This window comes from Burkholderia sp. MSMB0856 (assembly GCF_001524645.2).
Classification (GTDB): Bacteria; Pseudomonadota; Gammaproteobacteria; order Burkholderiales; family Burkholderiaceae; genus Burkholderia; species Burkholderia diffusa.
Genome location: NZ_CP013428.1, coordinates 720,310 through 739,724, shown reverse-complemented (window position 1 = coordinate 739,724; position 19,415 = coordinate 720,310). Strand labels below are relative to the sequence as shown.

Annotated in this window: 21 protein-coding genes; 13 read left to right on the top strand and 8 right to left on the bottom strand. The window is 67.6% G+C overall.

Annotated features, from left to right (window positions below):
* Window positions 1-46 precede the first annotated feature (46 nt).
* Together WS87_RS21010 and WS87_RS33705 are read right to left on the bottom strand one after the other, a co-directional pair.
* Window positions 47-229: a Flp family type IVb pilin gene (locus WS87_RS21010; RefSeq protein ID WP_044843866.1), complete on the bottom strand. Its 183-nt coding sequence runs from the start codon at window positions 227-229 to the stop codon at window positions 47-49.
* 426 nt (window positions 230-655) lie between these two features.
* On the bottom strand, window positions 656-895 hold the full coding sequence (locus WS87_RS33705; protein ID WP_218929485.1) for a hypothetical protein: 240 nt from the start codon (window positions 893-895) through the stop codon (window positions 656-658).
* 87 nt (window positions 896-982) lie between these two features.
* Here WS87_RS33705 and WS87_RS21005 point away from each other — a divergent pair, with 87 nt between their 5' ends.
* The 6 genes from WS87_RS21005 (at window position 983) to WS87_RS20980 (ending at window position 6,899) form a co-directional block, all read left to right on the top strand.
* Complete coding sequence (locus WS87_RS21005; protein WP_059818831.1) at window positions 983-2,065, top strand: ABC transporter substrate-binding protein; 1,083 nt, start codon at window positions 983-985, stop codon at window positions 2,063-2,065.
* 15 nt (window positions 2,066-2,080) lie between these two features.
* Window positions 2,081-2,920, top strand: coding sequence for an ABC transporter permease (locus tag WS87_RS21000; RefSeq protein WP_059818830.1), 840 nt, complete (start codon window positions 2,081-2,083; stop codon window positions 2,918-2,920).
* A 22-nt stretch (window positions 2,921-2,942) separates the two neighbouring features.
* Complete coding sequence (locus WS87_RS20995; RefSeq protein WP_059525653.1) at window positions 2,943-3,767, top strand: ABC transporter permease; 825 nt, start codon at window positions 2,943-2,945, stop codon at window positions 3,765-3,767.
* 35 nt (window positions 3,768-3,802) lie between these two features.
* Entirely contained in the window at window positions 3,803-4,660 is an 858-nt protein-coding gene (locus tag WS87_RS20990; RefSeq protein ID WP_059818829.1) for an ABC transporter ATP-binding protein, read from the top strand.
* Between the two features lie 163 nt (window positions 4,661-4,823).
* Window positions 4,824-5,780 carry a TauD/TfdA dioxygenase family protein gene (locus WS87_RS20985; RefSeq protein ID WP_059818828.1) on the top strand — a complete coding sequence of 319 codons (957 nt, stop codon included), beginning with the start codon at window positions 4,824-4,826 and terminating at the stop codon, window positions 5,778-5,780.
* A 171-nt stretch (window positions 5,781-5,951) separates the two neighbouring features.
* Entirely contained in the window at window positions 5,952-6,899 is a 948-nt protein-coding gene (locus WS87_RS20980; RefSeq protein WP_059818827.1) for a TauD/TfdA dioxygenase family protein, read from the top strand.
* A gap of 43 nt (window positions 6,900-6,942) precedes the next feature.
* Here the strand turns inward: WS87_RS20980 and WS87_RS20975 are convergent, their stop codons facing one another.
* Window positions 6,943-8,604, bottom strand: coding sequence for an ABC transporter substrate-binding protein (locus WS87_RS20975; RefSeq protein WP_082750643.1), 1,662 nt, complete (start codon window positions 8,602-8,604; stop codon window positions 6,943-6,945).
* A 344-nt stretch (window positions 8,605-8,948) separates the two neighbouring features.
* On the opposite strand from WS87_RS20975, the gene WS87_RS20970 reads away from it, so the two are divergent.
* Both WS87_RS20970 and WS87_RS20965 read left to right on the top strand, forming a co-directional pair.
* A complete protein-coding gene (locus WS87_RS20970) occupies window positions 8,949-9,356 on the top strand; it encodes a DUF427 domain-containing protein (protein ID WP_059524833.1) in 408 nt (135 codons plus the stop codon).
* 209 nt (window positions 9,357-9,565) lie between these two features.
* The gene (locus tag WS87_RS20965) at window positions 9,566-10,558 is read left to right on the top strand and encodes a sulfonate ABC transporter substrate-binding protein (RefSeq protein ID WP_059689786.1); all 993 of its coding nucleotides are present in this window, start codon (window positions 9,566-9,568) and stop codon (window positions 10,556-10,558) included.
* Window positions 10,559-10,578: 20 nt separating this feature from the next.
* On the opposite strand, the gene WS87_RS20960 is transcribed toward WS87_RS20965, so the two are convergent.
* The 4 genes from WS87_RS20960 to WS87_RS20940 all read right to left on the bottom strand — a co-directional run bounded on the left by WS87_RS20960 (window position 10,579) and on the right by WS87_RS20940 (window position 13,688).
* Entirely contained in the window at window positions 10,579-11,163 is a 585-nt protein-coding gene (locus WS87_RS20960; RefSeq protein WP_059818826.1) for a putative glycolipid-binding domain-containing protein, read from the bottom strand.
* 157 nt (window positions 11,164-11,320) lie between these two features.
* A complete protein-coding gene (locus WS87_RS20950; protein WP_059818825.1) occupies window positions 11,321-12,478 on the bottom strand; it encodes an iron-containing alcohol dehydrogenase in 1,158 nt (385 codons plus the stop codon).
* Entirely contained in the window at window positions 12,475-12,810 is a 336-nt protein-coding gene (locus WS87_RS20945) for a putative quinol monooxygenase (protein ID WP_059690194.1), read from the bottom strand. The genes WS87_RS20950 and WS87_RS20945 overlap by 4 nt, the downstream gene beginning before the upstream one ends.
* 176 nt (window positions 12,811-12,986) lie before the next feature.
* Window positions 12,987-13,688 (bottom strand): SDR family oxidoreductase, encoded by a 702-nt coding sequence (locus tag WS87_RS20940; RefSeq protein ID WP_059818824.1) that lies wholly within the window; start codon window positions 13,686-13,688, stop codon window positions 12,987-12,989.
* 133 nt (window positions 13,689-13,821) lie between these two features.
* On the opposite strand from WS87_RS20940, the gene WS87_RS20935 reads away from it, so the two are divergent.
* The 4 genes from WS87_RS20935 to WS87_RS20920 all read left to right on the top strand — a co-directional run bounded on the left by WS87_RS20935 (window position 13,822) and on the right by WS87_RS20920 (window position 17,152).
* Window positions 13,822-14,817 (top strand): LysR family transcriptional regulator, encoded by a 996-nt coding sequence (locus WS87_RS20935; protein ID WP_059819625.1) that lies wholly within the window; start codon window positions 13,822-13,824, stop codon window positions 14,815-14,817.
* Between the two features lie 36 nt (window positions 14,818-14,853).
* Window positions 14,854-16,242 carry a nucleobase:cation symporter-2 family protein gene (locus WS87_RS20930; protein ID WP_059818823.1) on the top strand — a complete coding sequence of 463 codons (1,389 nt, stop codon included), beginning with the start codon at window positions 14,854-14,856 and terminating at the stop codon, window positions 16,240-16,242.
* Between the two features lie 98 nt (window positions 16,243-16,340).
* The gene (locus WS87_RS20925; RefSeq protein WP_059818822.1) at window positions 16,341-16,763 is read left to right on the top strand and encodes an NUDIX hydrolase; all 423 of its coding nucleotides are present in this window, start codon (window positions 16,341-16,343) and stop codon (window positions 16,761-16,763) included.
* A gap of 86 nt (window positions 16,764-16,849) precedes the next feature.
* The gene (locus WS87_RS20920) at window positions 16,850-17,152 is read left to right on the top strand and encodes a hypothetical protein (RefSeq protein WP_059818821.1); all 303 of its coding nucleotides are present in this window, start codon (window positions 16,850-16,852) and stop codon (window positions 17,150-17,152) included.
* A 48-nt stretch (window positions 17,153-17,200) separates the two neighbouring features.
* On the opposite strand, the gene WS87_RS20915 is transcribed toward WS87_RS20920, so the two are convergent.
* Window positions 17,201-17,413, bottom strand: coding sequence for a hypothetical protein (locus tag WS87_RS20915; RefSeq protein ID WP_059524815.1), 213 nt, complete (start codon window positions 17,411-17,413; stop codon window positions 17,201-17,203).
* Between the two features lie 365 nt (window positions 17,414-17,778).
* On the opposite strand from WS87_RS20915, the gene WS87_RS20910 reads away from it, so the two are divergent.
* Window positions 17,779-18,939, top strand: coding sequence for a DUF4382 domain-containing protein (locus tag WS87_RS20910; protein WP_059818820.1), 1,161 nt, complete (start codon window positions 17,779-17,781; stop codon window positions 18,937-18,939).
* Window positions 18,940-19,415 lie beyond the last annotated feature (476 nt).

The window sequence follows — 19,415 nt, the reverse complement described above, 5'->3', positions numbered from 1 at the left end:
CCGCTGCGGATCCGTGTGTCCGCCGACGGCGCGCGGGTTCAGGAGATCAGATCAACGCCGTGACCTTGTTGATCAGTGCGGTGAACACGGCCGGCAAGCCGCCGGACGTGCTGCTGAGAATCACCCCGACCGCCGCCAGCGCGACCACGACGATACCGGCCAGAACCGCATATTCGAGCGAGCTGACACCACGTTCATCGCGCAGCAAGGTCTTGACGTATTGCAGCATGACAACCTCCGTGTGGCGGGGTCGGTGATCGACCGTTGAATGTAATGACGCGGTGTTGCACGGGGTGGTGCGCACGGCGTTCGCCCATTCGTGACTCATGCGGCGGCCCCGGCATCGGACCGTGCGCATTCCCCGGAATCCATTCGATCGCTGCAACGCGTGGTGTGCGGCGGCGGCATTGGCCGCTACATTCGCGCGTTTGTGGCGAGCCGCATTGACACGATGCGGAACACGCCAATTCGTCTAGGGTATAGACAATTTTTTGGGCGAATTCAAATAATTTGGCGTCGGAATGCATTTATGGGCGGAGCGCTTCAGTGATGAAATACACGCACGTCATTTACCGCTTTTCCAGCGTGGCGCGGCAGGCCGGTCATGGCTCGGAGTAAGAATGTTAATGCCCGGCCGCATCATTGCCGCCAGCGTTCAATTCGATGGTTTTTTATTCAGTTTTTCGATATGCCGCGCGCTTCGCATTGACGAATTCAGAACAAACTCCCGCGTGCGTTGCCCGGCAATCCTTTCGTCCATTCCAGCGCGATCCGGAAAATATTGCACGCGCCGATCGGCTGCGGGATCGGCGCTCGGCGTTGGCGCGATTCGACATTTCCAATTGGCGCCACGCGTGATTTGCCAACCGGAAACGCGGCGATAAGCATAGTTCAAATCGTTGCTTGTCCCGCGCCGGCGGCGTCCTCCAGAATGGTTCGACATCCTCCGGCCCGATTTCCACTCCTCGCCATCCGACGCGCCATGATCGACCGATTCCCGTCTCCCCTGCGCCTGCTGCGATCGTTGCTGATCGCGTCCCTCGTCGCGTTCCCCGCTGTCGCCGCGCACGCCGACAAGCCCGCCACCATCCGCATCGGCGTCGCCCAGCAGGGCGCCGGCGATCCGCCGACCTTCGGCGGGTCGAGCGCGGCCACCGCGCAATTGCAGCAACTGGTCGAAAAGGAGTTCGCGACCGACGGCATCAAGGTGCAGTGGCTGTTCTTCAAGGGCGCCGGCCCGGCCGTCAACGAGGCGATCGCCAACAAGGCGCTCGACTTTGCCTACCAGGGCGACCTGCCGGCGGTGCTCGCACGCTCGAACGGAATCAGGACGCGCCTGCTGCTCGCCGCGAGCGTGCGCTCGGGCGTGAAGATCGCGGTGCCGCCGGACTCCACCATCCGCTCGATCGCCGACCTGAAGGACCGCCGCGTGTCGATCTTCCGCGGCACGAACCTGCAGCTCGTCGCCGACAATGCGCTCGCGAAGAACGGCCTCGGCGAGCGCGACCTGCGCGTGATCAACCTCGACTCGGCGAGTTCGCTTGCCGCGCTCGCGTCGAAGGGCATCGACGCATCGGTCGGCGACTATCAGTTGTACAAACTGCGCGACGCGGGCCTTGCGAAGATCATCTACGAATCGCAGAACGACGGCCCGCAGTTCACGCGTCAGACCCACCTGCTCGTGCTCGACGACTTCGAGCGCGCGCATCCGGACATCGTGCAGCGTGTCGTCGACGCGCTGGTCAAGGGCGCGCAATGGTCGTCCGATGAAGCGAATCGCGACGCGCTGTTCAAGCTCTGGGCGAAAAGCGGCGTGCCGTATGCGTCGTGGCAGGCCGACTTTGCGAACCAGCGCCTGAAGGACCGCCTGTCGCCGCTGATCGATCCATTCCTCGTCGCGCGCTACAAGGCCGTCGCGCAGGACGCGCTGAAGCTGAAACTGATCCGCCAGCCGGTCGACGTCGACGGCTGGTTCGAACCGAAGTATCTCGACAACGCGTTGCGCGCGCAGCACCTCGAGCACTACTGGCCGCGCTACGACGCGTCCGGCAAGCCCCTCTCCTGACCCGGACCGGCCCCGATGAGCGACACCGCGATCCCGATTCCGTCGTCCGACCCGCCTGCGCTCGCGGCGCAGTCCCGCGCGGCGGCCGTGAAGCGCGTGGCGTGGCGGCTCGCGCCGTGGGCGCTGCCCGCACTGCTGTTCGCGCTGTGGACCGTCGGCAGCGCGCGCGGCTGGATCGCGCCGCAGATCCTGCCTCCGCCCGAACAGGTCGCCGACTCGCTCGCGGAACTCGCCGCCAGCGGCGACCTCGCGCGCCATACGCTGATCAGCCTGCAGCGCGTGCTGGTCGGCTTCGCGGCCGGCACGCTGCTCGGTTTCGCGACCGGTGCGGCGCTCGGCCTGGCACGCACGCTGGAAGCCTACGTGCTGCCCGGCTTCAACGCGCTCGTGCAGATTCCCGTGCTCGGCTGGCTGCCGTTCCTGCTGCTGCTCGTCGGCGTCGGCGAGCCGCTGAAGTACCTGCTGATCGCACATGCGGCACTCGTCCCCGTGACGATGTGCACGCTGCAGGGTTTCCGCCAGACGCCGCCTGCGCTCGATGAAGTCGCGCGCGTGTTCGGCTATACGCGCCGCCAGCGCATCGCCCACGTCGTGCTGCCCGCCGCGATCCCGACGCTCGCGACCGGTGTACGACTCGCCTTCACGAAATCCTGGCTCGCGCTCGTCGTCGTCGAACTCGTCGCATCGTCCGAAGGGCTCGGCTACCTGATCGTGTACGGGCGCCAGCTGTTCCAGCTCGATCTCGTGATGGCGGCGGTGATCGTCGTCGGCGCGGTCGGCCTCGCAATCAACCGGCTGCTCGACGCGCTCGAAGCACGGCTGCGCCGTGGCGTGCCGTCCGCGTTCCGCGGCTGAACCCGATTCAAGGATGCCGCTCATGCCGCCTGCCGCCACGTCGATACCCGACGCCTCGTCGCCCGCCGTCTCGACCGCCCGGCGCTTTCCCGTGCCCGACTGGCGCGGTTTCGTCCTGCCACTCGGCGCGTTCGCGCTCTGGTGGGCCGTCTCGTCCGCGCATCTCGTCAAAAGCGGGCTGCTGGTCGGCCCCACCGACGTGCTGCACACGGCGTGGACCCAGACGACCAGCGGTGCGCTGGCGCGCGCGCTGTCGGCTTCGCTCGCGCGCGAAGCGTGCGGCTTCGCGATCGGCGCGACCGGCGGCCTGCTGCTCGGCGCCGCGCTCGGCCTGTCGCGCATCGCTGCGCGGGTGGTCGGCCCGAGCTTCGACACGTTCAAGCAGATCTCGCTGTTCGCGTGGATTCCGCTGATTTCCGTCTGGTTCGGCCTCGGCGACGCCGCCAAGGTCGTATTCCTCTCACTCGCCGCGCTTCTGCCGGTCGCCACGCATACGTGCGACGGCATTCATGCGGTGCCGCGCGCGTATGTCGACGTGGCCCGCGCGCTGCGCTATTCGCGGCTTCAGCTGGTGCGTTACGTGCTCCTGCCCGCCGCGCTGCCATCGATCTTCACCGGGCTGTATCTCGGCCTCATCTACTCGTGGCTCGCGACGCTCGGCGCCGAGTACCTGCTCGTCGCGGGCAGCGGGATCGGCAACACGCTGATCGACGGCAGCGAGCAGTTCCGGATGGACCTCGTGCTGTTCGGAATCATCGTCGTCGGCGTGACCGGCTGGGCGCTGAACGCGATCGCGCGTGCGGTCGAACGCAAGGTGCTGGCCCGGCGCGGCGACCTGCGCCGCTGATCGCCCTCCTTCTTCCTGTCGCTTCCTTCTCCGCCATGACGAACCTCGCTTCCGATTCGCTCGATATCCTCCACGTGAGCAAGCGCTATGCGCAACGCGGCGCGACGCTTGCCGTGCTCGACGACGTGTCGCTGCACGTGCGTGCCGGCGAATTCGTCACGATCGTCGGCGCGAGCGGCTGCGGCAAGTCGACGTTGCTGCGGCTGATCGCCGGGCTCGACACCGACTACGCGGGCGAAATCCGCGCCGGGGACGAACCGGTGCGCGACACGTCGCTGCAGCGCGGGATCGTGTTCCAGGATCACCGGCTGTTCCCGTGGCTGACGGTCGCGCAGAACGTCGAGGCCGCGCTGCGCAATGCGCCGCTCGACGCCGCGAGCAAGCGACGCGCAGTGGCCGAGCACATCGCGCTCGTCGGGCTGAACGGTTTCGAGCATGCGTACCCGAACCAGTTGTCGGGCGGGATGGCGCAGCGCGTCGCGATCGCACGCGGCCTCGTCAACCGGCCGCGCGTGCTGCTGCTCGACGAGCCGTTCGGCGCACTCGATGCACAGACGCGCGCGCGAATGCAGAACGAACTGCTGCGCATCTGGGAGCAGGAGCGCATCACGATGGTGCTCGTCACGCACGACGTCGACGAAGCCGTCTATCTCGGCGATCGCGTCGTCACGATGGCGCCGCGCCCCGGGCGCATCGAGCGCATCGTCGACGTCGCGCTGCCGCGACCGCGCCGACGCGATTCGCCGGAATTCGCTCGGCTGCGCGACACGGTGCTCGCCGATTTCGACGATCGTGCACCGCCGGGTGGCGGCGATGGCGGCGATGGTGGTCGGGCAAAACGCGTCGATGCGCCCGATGCGCACCGGATCGGCGAATGGCGGCTCGCGTGGTGACACTGTCGCGCCGCATGACCCGACACCGTGCCCGAATTGCTCAGCATGACGACACATATCGATCATCGCGGCGCGCGCTAAGGATGTGACGATTCATCGGTTCCGGTTCCGCGCGATCCCTGCTTGAATGGAGACTCGACCGATCCGATCCAGGAGACTCCCGATGTCCGAAGTCCAGCACGCCGCTCACCCGTCATCGCATGCTTCGCACGCCGCCGCACCGCGCACGGCCGCCGTCCCGCTTCAGGTTCGCCAGGTCGCCGGCCGGATCGGCGCCGAGATCGCCGGGGTCCGGCTGTCGGGCACGCTCGACGACGCGACGTTCGACGCAATCCAGGCCGCGCTGCTGCGCCACAAGGTGCTGTTCTTCCGCAACCAGGGCCATCTCGACGACACGGCGCAGGAAGCCTTCGCGCGCCGCTTCGGCGATATCGTCGCGCACCCGACCGTGCCGTCCGTCGACGGCAGCGCGCACCTGCTCGAACTCGATTCCGCGCACGGCGCGCGCGCCAATTCGTGGCACACCGACGTGACCTTCGTCGACGCGTATCCGAAGGTGTCGATCCTGCGCGCGGTCGTGATCCCGCCGTTCGGCGGCGACACGGTGTGGGCCAACACGGCCGCCGCGTACACGCATCTGCCCGAATCGCTGCGCGCACTCGCCGACACGCTGTCGGCAGTGCATACGAACGCTTACGACTACGCGTCGACGCACGTGCATGCCGACGACACGCAACTGAAGCGCTACCGCGAAGTGTTCACGTCGACCGTCTACGAAACCGAACACCCGGTCGTGCGCGTGCATCCGGAGACCGGCGAACGCACGCTCGTGCTCGGGCACTTCGTGCAGAAGATCAAGGGGCTGTCGTCGCAGGATTCCGCGCATCTGCTGCAGGTGCTGCACGAACACGTGACGCGCCTCGAGAACACCGTGCGCTGGAACTGGCAGCAAGGCGACGTCGCGATCTGGGACAACCGCGCGACGCAGCACTATGCGATCAACGATTACGGCGATGCGCACCGCGTCGTCCGTCGCGCGACCGTTCACGGCGACGTGCCGGTCGGCGTCGACGGCCGCCGCAGCGTCGTGCTGAAGGGGCCCGGCGCGACGCTGCAATGACGTTCGCCGCGCGCGGCGGCGACTTCGGCCGCCGCCGTGCCGACCCCTTCCCGCACTCCCGCATTGCCGACCGGAGGATCCGACCATGACGTTTCCGCCACCGGGCCGACGCTTGCATGCGCAACGATGTCGCCGGCCGTCCACCCCGTTCACTTCCGCCAGGAGCGTCGCATGAGCGCCCTACCCGAACCCGCCGCCCAGCCGGTCGACGTGATCCCGCTGTCCGCCCACATCGGCGCGGAGATTCGCGGCATCGACCTCACCCAGCCGTTGACCACGCCGCAGATCGCCGCGATTCGCGCCGCGCTGCTGAAATGGCGCGTGATCTTCTTCCGCGAGCAATTCCTCACGCACGAGCAGCATGTCGCGTTCTCCGCGCAGTTCGGCGAGCCGACCGTCGGTCATCCGGTGTTCGGACACGTCGACGGTCACCCGGCCGTCTATTCGATCGCGAAGCATCGAAAGGCGACGCGCTTCGAAGGCGAGCCGGTGCGCCGGCCGTGGACGGGCTGGCACACCGACGTGACGGCCGCGGTCAATCCGCCATGGGCGTCGATCCTGCGCGGCGTGACGATTCCGCCGTACGGCGGCGACACGCACTGGACCAACCTCGTGCGTGCGTACGAGACGCTGTCGGCGCCGCTGCGCGGCTTCGTCGACGGCTTGCGCGGCATCCACCGCTTCACGCCGCCGGCCGGTGCGCGCGCGACCGGCGCATTCGATGAAGCCGTCGAGCGCCGCCCGCTCGTGACCGAGCATCCGCTGGTGCGCGTGCATCCGGAGACCGGCGAACGTGCGCTGTACGTGAGCCCGAGTTTCCTGAAGTCGATCGTCGGGCTGACGCCGCGCGAAAGCCAGGCGTTGCTCGAACTGCTGTGGGAGCACGTGACGCGGCCGGAATTCACGATCCGCTTCAAGTGGGAGCCACGCAGCATCGCGTTCTGGGACAACCGCGCGACCGCGCATCTCGCGCCGGTCGACATCTTCGATCTCGACTTCGATCGCCAGCTCTATCGCACGACGCTCGTCGGCGACGTGCCGGTCGGCCCCGACGGCCGGCCATCCGTCGCGCTCGAAGGCTCGCCGGTCGAAGCAGCGGCCGCGGTCGCACTGAACTGATTGTCGCGTCGACAGCCGGCGCACGCGCGCCGGCCTGCCTTCCTCAATCCAGCCAGACGCCGTCGAACCGGTGCCCGCCGAGCGGCGAGAACGTCACCCCGTGCACGCGCTTCGAGAGCGGCAGCGACACGATCGATGTCGCGATCGGCGTGAACGGCACCTGACTCTTGAATACGACCTGGGCCTGCTCGTAAAGCGACGTGCGTTTCGCGACGTCCGCGTTCGTGCGCGCCGCATCGACGAGCCGCTCGAAATCCGCGTTGCACCACTTCGCGAGGTTGCTGCCGTGCACGGCGTCGCAGCCGAGCAACGTGCCGAGCCAGTTGTCGGGATCGCCGTTGTCGCCCGACCAGCCGTACAGGATCGCGTCGTGCTGCCCGTCGCGTTTCGCGCGGCGGTTGTACTCGCCCCACTCGTAGCTGACGATCTTCGCGCGCACGCCGATCCTCGCCCAGTCCTGCTGGATCAGTTGCGCCATCAGCTGCGCGTTCGGGTTGTACGGGCGCTGCACCGGCATCGCCCACAGCGTCAGGTCGAAACCGTTCGGGAATCCTGCTTGCGCGAGCAGCGCCTTCGCCGCGGCCGGATCGCGCGGCGCGTCCTTCAGGCGCGGGTTGTACGACCATTGCGCGGGCGGCATCGGGTTCGTCGCGATCGTCGCGTCGCCGTTGAACACGGTCTTGATGATCGCCGTCTTGTCGATCGCGATGTCGAGCGCGCGCCGCACGTCGACGCGATCGAGCGGCGGATGCTGCGTGTTGTACGCGACGAAGCCGACGTTGAAGCCCGTCCCCGAAAACAGCGTCAGCTTCGGATCGCGCCGCACCGTCTCGAGATCAGCCGGCCGCGGAAACACCGACACCTGGCACTCGCCCGCCGTGAGCTTCTGCAGGCGCACGGCCGGATCGGGCGTGATCGCGAACACGAGATGCGCGAGCTTCACGTCGTCCGGCTTCCAGTAGTCGGGGTTCGCGTCGTAACGGATCGTCGCGTCCTTCTGGTACGCGCGCAGCTGGAACGGCCCCGTGCCGACCGGGAACTGGTTGATGTCGGCCTCGCGATGGCTCGCCGTCAACTGCGCCGCGTATTCGGCCGACAGGATCGACGCGAACGCCATCGCGAGATTGCGCACGAACACGACGTCGGGCGACTTCAGCACGAAGCGCACCGTGTCGTCATCGATTTTCTCGATACGCTCGATGTTGCGGTCGAATCCGAGATCGCTGAAGTACGGGAAGCTGACCGGATAGGCCTTGCGGAACGGATCGTCGGGGTCGAGCATCCGGCGGAACGTGAACACGACGTCGTCCGCCTGGAATGGCCGCGTCGGCTTGAACCACGCGGTCGTCTGGAACTTCACGCCGCGCCGCAGGTGAAACGTGTAGACGCGCTGGTCGGACGACACGTCCCAGCTCGTCGCGAGCGACGGCGCGAGATCGAGCGTGCCGCGTTTGAACTGCACGAGCCCGTTGTAGATCGTGTACGTGCTCGCGTCGAAATCGGTGCTGGTCGTGTGCTGGCCGGGGTCGAAGCCGGCCGGGCTGCCTTCGCTGCAGAACACGAGCGTCTTGCCGGCCGGCGCCGCGAACGCGTGCGTGACCGCGCCGGCGAGGAGCAGCGACGCGGCCATGCCGCGCAGCGCTGCAACGGCAACGGATGCGGGCCGCGCGCGATGCGCTGAGAACGAAACGAATGGAATCTTCATGGTGGCGGTCGAGAAAGGACTGTCATGCGAATGACGACCGCCGATCTTCGCGCGACGCCCGCCGATCGCTTACCAATTAATTCCGCGTTGCTTATCGCGGCGGATGCATCGCGCTGCCGCTGCATGAAAATGTCCGCACGAGCGTCGGGGCATGCCGGCGAATTCCGGCTGCCAAGCGCCACCGCTCCGCGTCATGCAGCGACGCCGTTCGCGGTCCGCCTTCCGGCCCCCTGCAGATTCTCCGGAATTGGCGCATCGTATCGGTTGGTCAACGGCGGCACCGGCGCGCGAGCATTCGCCCGCGCGCGCGTTGCGGCGCGCTGCCCCTTCCTGGAGGACCCACGATGTCGATCAGCCCCGATACGCCCTCTCGTCCCGTGAAGTCGCCGGGCCCCGATCATCCGATCACGATCGAACCGCATCCGTCCCGCGTGGTGGTCAAGGTGGCCGGCAAGGTCGTCGCCGATACGCGCCACGCGCTGGCGCTGCGCGAGGCCAGCTATCCGGCCGTGCTGTACGTTCCGCGCGAGGACGCCGACATGGCGCTGCTGCAACGCACCGACCATGCGACGTACTGCCCGTACAAGGGCGATTGCGCGTATTACTCGATTCCCGCCGGCGGCGAACGCGCGACCAACGCGGTGTGGACGTACGAGCATCCGAACCCGGCCGTCGAATCGATTCGCGCGCACCTCGCGTTTTACCCGGATCGCGTCGACTCGATCGAGGAAAGCCCGCTCGGCACCGATTGAGTGCGGCGACGCCTGCCGGCCCGTCGTTCACGTATCGTCCGGCCGGTGATTTGCATATGCGGATTCATTGGTTGGCCGCCGATTCGTGCGGCCGTATCGTCGTGCATCCGGCGCGGGCCGGCCGCGCGCAGCTTGCGCATCCGGCTGCGTCCCGTGCCGATCGCGCCGCAAGCGCGCGCGACCCGTGAACCCGCCAGCAGGACGCCTCGATGAACGACGAATCACACGCAGACCTTGAAACGACCCCGGCAAATCCGCGCCGCCGCCAGTGGCTGCACGGCGCGGCCGCCGGACTGGCCGGGCTCGCACTCGGCCCGCTCGCGGGCATGCCCGCACTGGCGCAGGGCAGCGAGAAGCGGCTGCGCGTCGGTTTCCAGAAATACGGCAACTTCGTCGTGCTCAAGGCGCGCGGCACGCTCGAGAAGCGGCTCGCGAGCCAGGGCGTGACGGTCCAGTGGCTCGAGTTTCCGGCCGGCCCGCAATTGCTCGAGGGACTGAACGCAGGCGCGATCGACGTCGGCACGGTCGGCGAGACGCCGCCGATCTTCGCGCAGGCCGCGGGCGTCGATTTCGTCTATCTCGGCAACGAACCGCCCGCGCCGCACGGCGAGGCGATCGTCGTGCTGCCCGATTCGCCGATCCGCACCGTCGCGCAGTTGCGCGGCAAGAAGGTCGCGTTCAACAAGGGTTCGAACGTCCACTATCTGCTCGTGAAGGCGCTGGAACATGCGGGCCTCACGTATGCCGACATCCAGCCGATCTATTTGACGCCCGCCGACGCGCGCGCCGCGTTCGTGCAGCGCAGCGTCGACGCGTGGGTGATCTGGGATCCGTATCTGGCGGCCGCCGAACGACAGCTCGGCGCACGCGTGATCGCGAACGGCGACGGGCTCGTGCGCAACACGCAGTACTACCTCGCCGCGCGCAAATATGCCGCCGCGCAGCCGCAGGTGCTGCGCACGCTGCTCGACGAAGTCGACGCGGTCGATCGCTGGGGACGCGACCACGTTCCGGAAGTCGCCGCGCAACTGTCGCCGCTCGTCGGCCTCGACGCGCCGACGCTCGAAGTCGCGCTCAAGCGCGCCGGCTACGGCGTGCAGCCCGTCACCGATGCGACGCTCGCGTATCAGCAGAGCATCGCCGACGCGTTCAGCGCGCTGAAGCTGATTCCCGGCAAGGTGACGGTCGCCAACGCGCGCTGACGCGCCGTCGCTGCGCCGCGTTACGGCGAACGCGTCGCGCCGATGCGCCGCCACTCGTCGTAATCGGTGACGAGGCCCGCATCGTCGACCGCGATATCGGCCGCATACGTGCCGCTCTCGTAGCGGTAAACGTGCTCCGCCGTGCGCGCATAGCGCTGCTCGCCGCGCACGATCTCGAACGCCGGAAAACGCAGCCAGGCCGTGTGAATGACGGCCGACGCGCCGACCGCCAGCCCGAGACGCCGGATCGGCAGCGTATTGGTCGACGGACTGAAGCCGAGATCGATGTCGGTCGCGCCCGCGAGGGCCGCCGCGTCGACGCCGTCGATCGTCCAGCGCGACGCGTTGCGTTCGATTGCGAGCTGCCGTGGCGGCGCTGCGCCGAGCCAGTACATCACGTGCGCCGATCGCGTCAGCCAGTCGGCGCCGCACGCGATCGCATAGTCGACGCGAAACGGCGTGCCGTCGATCGCGCCCGCGACCGCGCCCGACAGGTCGATGCCCGCATGCGTCTCGACGAGCCGGCACCATTCGGCCGCCTGCCAGGTCTGCGTGTTCTGCCACGCGACGCACCGCGTGCGCGCTGCTTCGTCCCGTTGCGTCATGTCGTCTCCCGTCGGTTGCATGAGCCTTTGATCCAGACGGTGACGGCGACGCGCCACCGACGCCCGATGTTCGACACGATCCTGGCCGGCGGCGGCATCGGCGTCGTGCAGGCGCCGGCCTGCGGCAATGCGCTCGCGCACGGCACGCGCGTCGCGATCACCACGCCTGCTGATAGATCGCCAGCGCGTCGGCTTCCGTGACTTCGCGCGGATTGTTCACGAGCAGGCGCGTCTGCAGCATCGCGTCCGACGCCATCCTCGGCAGGTCGCCCTCGCCGACGCCGACCTCGCGCAGCGTGCGCGGAATGCCCGTCGCGACGATCAGGCGATCGATCTCGTCGATCAACGCCTGCGTTCTCGCTTCGTCGCTACCCGTCGCCGACGGCGCGACGATCGCCGCGAGTTCGGCATACAGCGGCGCGGCAGCCGGCGCGTTGAAGCGCAGCACATGCGGCAGCACGAGCGCGTTCGACAACCCGTGCGGCACGTGGAAAATGCCGCCGACCGGATAGGCCAGCGCATGCACGGCCGCGACCGGCGCGTTCGCGAATGCCTGGCCGGCGAACATCGCGCCGACCAGCATCGCTTCGCGCGCGTGGCGACCGCCGCCGTCGTCGCATGCCTTCAGCAGGTTGCGCGACAGCAGCGTCAGTGCCTGCACGGCCAGCATGTCGGACACCGGATTCTTGAGCCGCGACGACGTATACGCCTCGATCGCATGCACCATCGCGTCGATGCCGGTCGCGGCCGTGGCCGCGCGCGGCAGCCCGAGTGTCAGCTCGGCGTCGAGGATCGCGACGTCCGCGAACAAGTGCGGCGACACGACACCCATCTTGCGCGCCTCGCCGACCGTGACGATCGACACGGCCGTCACTTCGGAGCCGGTGCCGGCCGTCGTCGGCATCTGCACGAGCGGCAGCCGCGACGTCGCAACCTTGTCGACGCCGTACATGTCGGCCAGCGCCTGCCGCCCCGGCGCGAGCACCGCGATCAGCTTCGCGACGTCCATCGACGAACCGCCGCCGAGGCCGAGCACGATTTCCGCATCGGCCGCCACCGCCCGCGCGGTCGCTTCGAGCACGACGTGCTCGGGCGGATCGGCGATCACGTCGTCGATCACGGTCACCTGCCAGCCGTGCGCGGCGAGGCTCGCCAGCGCGGGCGCGAGCACGCCGCTGCGATGCAGGAACGCATCGGTGACGACGCACAGCCGCGCGAGCGCCGGAAAGCGTTCGCGCAACAGCGCGCCGAGCCGGCGAGCAGCGCCGAATTCGACGATCTGCGTCGGAACGGTACGGAATTGAAACGGGTTCATCGGGTGCCTCCCGGCGGCGTCGCCGTGCCGGTGTCCGGCTGCACCATGTAGCGCGTCACGTCGCGGCGATCGAGCAACGGAAAGATCGCACCGACACCGATCCGCTGGAAATGCGGCGTTTCCCGATGCACGTCGAGGCCGTCTGCCTCGCGATAGCGCTCGAGGATCACGATGTGGTCGGGATCGACCGGCGACCGGAAGTATTCATAGTCGAGGTTTTTCGGCTCGGTGCGCGTGGCCGGCGCGAGTTCGGCCAGCAGTTCGATCACGCGGTCGCCGTTGCCGGGTTTCGCGAAGAAATGCGCGATGACCTGCAGGTAAGGTTCGTTCATGCTGCGCTCCGTATTCGCCAGCGGCCCGTCATGACGGGCCGTCATTCCACCATGCGCGATTGCGCGCCGAAAGTGGCGGTCGGCGGCCCGACGCGGCGCCGACGCCCCGACGTCGCATTGTATTGAATCGGCGCCGCGCGCGCAGCGCATCGTCACGCGCGCCGCTGCGCCGGCCGCTACCACGGCACGGTGCGCCCCTGGTAATCGAGGTATTCGAGCCCAGCGCGCCGTTGCTTCCCGATCAACACGTTCACGAGGCTCGGCACGCTTTCGTCGATCGTCAATCGCGCATCGGGTCCGCCGAGTTCCGTGCGGACCCAGCCCGGCGCCATCAGCACCATCGCGCGCGGCGTGCCGGCCTGGCGCGCCGCGAAACTGCGCATGAACTGGTTCAGCGCGGCCTTGCTGCCGCGGTAGACCTCGCGCATGCCGCTCACGTTGTTCGCGACGCTTCCCTGCCCCGACGACATCGCGCCGATCAGGCCATCCGGGGTCACGAGATCCTGCAGCGTGTCGATCACGCGCATCGGCGCCAGCGCATTCGTGATCATCACGCGCACGAATTCGTCGGTCGTGACGTCGCCGATCGTTTCGTTCGGATCGTTGGTCGTGCCGGCGTTCACGAACAGCATGTCGAAGCGCCGGCCCGACAAACGCGCGCGCAGTGCGGCCAGTTGTTCCGGCGCGCAAATGTCGAGCCGTCCGTCGAAGCGGTCGGCGAGCGCGTGCAGCTGCGTGCGCGCCGATGCCGCGCGCACGGTACCGGTGACGTGCCAGCCCTTGTTCAGGAATTGTTCCGCCATCGCGAGCCCGAGGCCGCGCGAGGCCGCGACGAGCAGGATCGAAGGTGTCCTGGGGGTCGATACGGTCGATTGCATGGATTTCACCTTTGCCGGAGTTCGTCATCCGGCCACTATAGGCGCGCACCATCGCATGCACCAGACGCACCGGACTCAATCGATAGTTGCATCGAACGCCCTGTCACGCCGTGCGATGTCGTATGCTGCCCGGATGGAAGACATCGACCTGAACCTCGTCGCCGCGCTCGACGTGCTGCTGACCGAAGGGAGCGTGACCGGCGCCGCGCGCCGGCTCGGACTGAGCACTTCCGCGATGAGCCGCACGCTCACGCGGCTGCGCACCGCCACGGGCGATCCACTGCTCGTGCGTGCCGGACGCCGGCTCGTGCCGACGCCGCACGCATCGGCATTGCGCGATCGCGTGCACGCCATCGCGAGCGATGCGCGTGCCGTGCTTCGTCCGGCCTCGGCCGACGTCGACATGGCCACGCTGTCGTCCACGTTCACCATCCGGGCGGCCGCGTCGTTCATGGACATGCTCGCCGGCCCGGTGGTCGCCGCGATCGGCGACATCGCACCCGGCGTGCGCGTGCGTTTCGTCGCCAGGCTCGACCGCGATCCGGGGCCGCTGCGCGACGGCACGGTCGACCTGGAAATCGGCAAGCGCGGCGACGACGCGCCCGAGCTGCACACGCGCGAGCTCTTTCACGACGGACACGTCGCGGTGGCGCGCGCCGGGCATCCGCTGTTCGCGGCGGCCAGGATCACGCCTGCGCGCTACGCGGCCTGCCGTCACGTGATCGCATCGCAGCTCGGCGACTTCGGCGGGCCGGCGAACGATCCGGCAGACACGCTCGCGCCCGCTCACATCGTGCAGGTCGTGGTGCCCGGCTACCCCGATGCAATGCGCGTCGCGACCGGCACCGACCTGATTGCGCTCGTGCCGCGCTCGAGCCTCGGCAACGCATTCACGCCGGGGCTCGTGGACGCACTGGGGCTGCGCAGCTTCGCGATACCGGTCCGGCTGCCCGAGATCCTGATCTCCGCGCTCTGGCATCCGCGGATGCAGCGCGATCCCGTGCATCGCCGTCTGCGCGAGGCCGTCATCGACGTGTGCAAACGCGCGTATCCGGCGGCCCGCGCACCGCGCGCACCGAAGCGCGGCCATTGCGACGCGCCCGGCGGCGCCGGCGGGCCCTTCGGCTAAAATGCCGCACTTTCCATCCTGTCCGGCCCGCTCGCCATGCAACCCGCCTCCCCCGCCCGATCCGCCTCCCACGGCGCCGACGACGCAGATTCGTCGCGCGACCTCGTCTATGGCCCCAATGACCGGCCCGCGCCGATGGTCGCCTTCGTCGCGGCGCTCCAGCACCTGCTGGCGATCATCGTGCCGATCGTCACGCCCGGCCTGCTGATCTGCCAGGCGCTCGGCGTATCGAGCCGCGATACGACCCTTATCGTGTCGATGTCGCTGGTGATTTCCGGTATCGCGACCTTCGTGCAGTGCAAGCGCTTCGGTCCGCTCGGCGCCGGCCTCCTGATCGTGCAGGGCACCAGCTTCAACTTCGTCGGCCCGCTGATCGCCGGCGGCAGCGTGATGGTCAAGCAGGGCACGCCGGTCGAGACCGTGATGGCCGCGATCTTCGGCGTCGTGATCGCCGGTTCGTTCGTGGAGATGGGCGTGTCGCGCATCCTGCCGTTCGTGAAGCGCCTGATCACGCCGCTCGTCACCGGCATCGTCGTGCTGCTGATCGGCCTCACGCTGATCAAGGTCGGCCTCATCAGCATGGGCGGCGGCTACGGCGCGATGGCCAACGGCACGTTCGCGAGCGCCCAGAACCTGACGCTGTCGTGCCTCGTGCTCGGCACGATCATCCTGCTGAACCGCGTGCCGATCGTGTGGGTGCGCAGCACCGCGCTCGTGATCGCGCTCGCGATCGGCTATGCCGCGGCCGCGGTGCTCGGCCGCCTCGACTTCACGGGCGTGCATCAGGCCGCGGTGTTCCAGGTCCCGACGCCGCTGCACTTCGGCATCGGTTTCTCGTGGTCGCTGTTCGTGCCGATGCTGATCATCTACCTCGTCACGTCGCTCGAGGCGATCGGCGACGTCACCGCCACCAGCAAGATCTCCAAGGAGCCGGTCGAGGGGCCGGTGTGGATGCAGCGGATCAAGGGCGGCGTGCTCGTGAACGGCGCGAACTCGCTGCTGGCCGGCGTGTTCAACACGTTCCCGAGCTCCGTGTTCGCGCAGAACAACGGCGTGATCCAGATTACCGGCGTCGCGAGCCGCTACGTCGGCATCTGGATCGCGGGCATGCTCGTGGTGCTCGGCCTGTTCCCGGTCGTCGCGGGCGCGCTGCAGGCCGTGCCGGAGCCCGTGCTCGGCGGTGCGGCGATGGTGATGTTCGGCGCGGTGGCCGCATCGGGCATCAACATCCTGTCCGGCATCCAGCTCGATCGCCGCGCGCTGCTGATCATCGCGGTGTCGCTCGCGCTCGGCCTCGGCGTGTCGCAAGTGCCGGACATCCTGAACAGCCTGCCGCATGCGTTGAAGAACGTGCTGGAATCGGGCGTCGCGACGGGCGGCATCTGCGCGCTCGTGATGAACTGGTTCTTGCCGGAACAGAAGTAACGCTACGCACTCCATGACGACGCGGCCCGACCGACGGGCCGCGTCGCGCTCGGCGGCTCCGGCTTGGCCGGGCGCCCGAGTCTCGCTAGAATCGGGGCATGCCTCAAGCCCCCGTCTCCACCAATGCGCCGGAAGCCAGTGCGGTCCTCGTCAAGGAACGCGCGACCGTCGTCTGCTACCGCGAACAACAGGTCTTGCTCGTTGCGCGCGTTTCGTCGCGCTGGGCGCTGCCCGGCGGCACGATCAAGCGCAGCGAAACGCCGCTCGAGGCCGCACATCGGGAACTGCTGGAAGAAACCGGCATCGTCGGCCAGAACCTCGTCTACTCGATGCAGTTCACCGGGCTCGCGAAGGTGCACCACGTGTTCTTCGCGGAAGTCGGCCCGGAGCACCAGGCCCAGGCGAGCAACGAGATCGAGAAGTGCAAGTGGTTTCGCATCGACAACGTCGATGCGCTGCGCGCGAGCATCCCGACGAAGCGCATCGTCGAGCTCGTCTACCGGCACGAAATCCTCAAGTAGGTAGACACCCCACCCCCACCGGCTCGCGCGAGCCGATATCATGCGCCCACGGTCCGTCGTCGCGTTCCCTTTCGAGCGAGCTGCAGATGAACAGTGCGTACACCTACCGCGGATACACCATCGATGTCCGCTGCGAATTCCGGCTCGACGAACCACGCGACCACGCGCCGCCACCCGCCACGCTTCGGTTCGGGTTCGTGGCGGTCGTGCAGGTTCGCGCGGCCGGCAGTGCGCCGCGCCTGCTGGCGCCGGTCCGGCTCGGCGACGACGGCGGCCGCCTGTTCGACGACACCCTCAACGCGCTGCGCGCCGGCCGGGCGGCCGGCGAAATCATCGTCGACGACCTGTTGGTCGATTCCGGCTCCGCCGACGGGCGCGCGCATTCCTGAACCGGCGGTCAGCCGGGAGCGTTCTGCGCGGAGACGGTGCCCCGACGCTCAGTTCAGGCGTTTTCGTCGTAGTTCGTGTGTGGAATAGACGACGAGGAAGATCCCCAGCATCGCGACGCCAGATGCCATGAAGTCGTTTGCGGTTCCCATGCTGTTCAGCGATTTCGGGAAAATGCCGAGACTCAGTCCCGCGGCGGCCAGGAGCACGCCTGCCGCCACACCCCATACCGGTCCGGTGGTCTTTTCGATTGTGTTTTTCATACAGCACCCGTCTTCAGTCGTTACCTGAACGGGGGCGGCGCATGTCGCTCGCGACCACCGTTCGTGCTTCGACTATAGCGGCGAAATAATCGGGGCGGATTCAGTGCTTTCACCGATCAAGTTTTCGCCGATCGCGAATTGGGCCGTGTTCCGGCGACACGCGTTCTCGCCGATCGGTTCGGAGCATGATTCATTCCCCGCGCGCCGCAATACGTGCCACCGGGTCGCGAATACCGGTCGAGAAGCGCCTCCCCTTACGCTCCGACGCAGAATTTACGGTTCGTTTCAAAGCTGTCCACACTGTGGGCATTCCCCGACACTATGCTTCGTTGCATCCACAATAATTTCTCGGAGGGGGCAAAACAATGAACCATTCATTCTGGAAGGCCGCACTATGTGCGGCAGCTGTGCCGTTCGCGCTTGCAGCGTGCGGCGGCGGCGACGATGGCGGCAGCCCGCAAACCGGCACGCTGCATGTCGCGATGACCGATGCGCCTTCGTGCGGCTTCGATCATGTCTTCATCACCGTCTCGCAGGTTCGCGTCAATGCGAACGGGAATGCTTCCGACAACGACGCCGGCTGGTCGACGATCACGCTGGCCACACCGCAGAGGATCGACCTGCTGTCGCTGACCAACGGCGTGCTCGCCGATATCGGTCAGACGGCGTTGCCGGCAGGTCAGTATCAGCAGGTCCGTCTGGTTCTCGCGCAGAACCAGGGCAACACCCTCGCGAACTCGGTCGTCCCGACCGGCGGCACGGAACAGGCACTCGCGACGCCAAGCGCGACGCAAAGCGGCTACAAGATCATCCAGCCTTTCACGGTTCAACCGAACACGCTCGTCGACCTCGTGCTCGACTTCAACGCGTGCAAGTCGATCGTCCAACGGGGCAACGGCACGTATGCGCTGAAGCCGGTCGTCACCGCGATCCCGACCGTCGTGAGCGGTGCGATCTCCGGTTACGTCGCATCGGCCGAAGCCGGCGCGACCGTGTATGCGGAGCAAGGCGGCAAGGTGGTCCGCGGCACGGTTGCCGATGGTACCGGGAAGTTCGTGCTGTCGCCGCTGATCCAGAGCTCGACGCAAGGCAACTACGATGTGGTGGTCGTGCAGAACAACTTCGCGTCTGGCATCGTGCGCTCGGTTCCGGTCGTCGTGAATACGACCACGGCGGTGTCGACGTCGAACGCGCCGATCGCGCTGCCGGCATCGACGATGAGCACGGTCAGCGGCACGGTGACGGCAAGCGCCGACGCGTTCGTGCGTGCACTGCAGACCGTCGATGCAAAAGCGTACGAGATCACGTCGATCAACGCGAACATGGATACGGGCGCGTACGCGCTCAATGTACCCACGGCCGCGCCGATCGTCGGCACTTACTCGGGATCGCTGCCGGTCGCGCTGGCTGCGTCGCCGGGCGCCGCGGCACAATATACGATCGAGGCGGACGCAGCGTCGGGCGCAACGCAATCGACGAACGTCAACGCAACGACCAGCCAGTCGAACGTCAATTTCAGTTTCTGACGCATCGACAGCATCATCGAAAGGGCCGCACGGCCCTTTCATCAATAAACGGGAGAACGAAGTGAAGAAAGGGGTGATCGCATTGCTCGCGGCGGCGAGCGTGGTCGGCGCGCTCAGCGGGTGCGTCGCATATGTTCCGGGTCCGCCGGTGGTCGTCGCACCGCAAGGCGGGCCGGGGAACGGGTTCTGCCCGCCCGGACAGGCAAAGAAAGGCAATTGCTGATTGAACGAGGCCCGCGTACGCGGGCCTTTGATTTTCAACGGTGCAGCAACGGGTATGCGGCGAGCCCCATCGACGCCGCGCCCGCCACGATCGCCGGTTCAGGCAGACGTATGTGCTCGCCCGGAACACGACCGGTTCTGTCCATCGCGAATCACCCTTCGCGTTGGACATCCGAGATATCGCGGACATGCTTCGCGTCGATCTCGCGCTCGAGCCCGGAAGAAAACATTTCGGTACCCCGACGTTCCGGTGC